Origin of the sequence: Clostridium sp. DFI.1.208 (genome assembly GCF_024463855.1) — a bacterium.
Lineage (GTDB): Bacteria > Bacillota_I > Bacilli_A > Erysipelotrichales > Erysipelotrichaceae > Clostridium_AQ.
In genome coordinates this window covers 1-251 of sequence record NZ_JANGCA010000352.1, presented here as the reverse complement: position 1 = coordinate 251, position 251 = coordinate 1, and the positions used below count along the sequence as shown (strand labels likewise).

General features: G+C 51.8%; 1 protein-coding gene. It reads right to left on the bottom strand.

The genetic code is table 11. From position 1 onward, the window contains the following. Nucleotides 1-251 (bottom strand): hypothetical protein (locus NE665_RS24655; protein ID WP_256302800.1); only part of this gene is annotated, 251 nt, incomplete at both ends.

Genomic DNA, 251 nt, shown 5'->3' with positions numbered 1-251 from the left:
CGTCCATGCTCCGTTCAATGGCTTCTCGAACTTCACCGCTGTCACCTTGACTCCTACTGAGGAATCCTTATCGACTGCGATCGCATACTTGTCTTTATGCGGTGCCTTGAACTGCAATGGAGCATCTGCTGCACCAGTTTCCTTGTTCAGTACAGCGAAGTGCAGGCGGATCGGTACGGTCACCTTCATCTGGTCAAGCTTCGTGTCGCTGGTAAGCATTGCCCATACTTCCCCGTTTGCTGCTTGTGTAT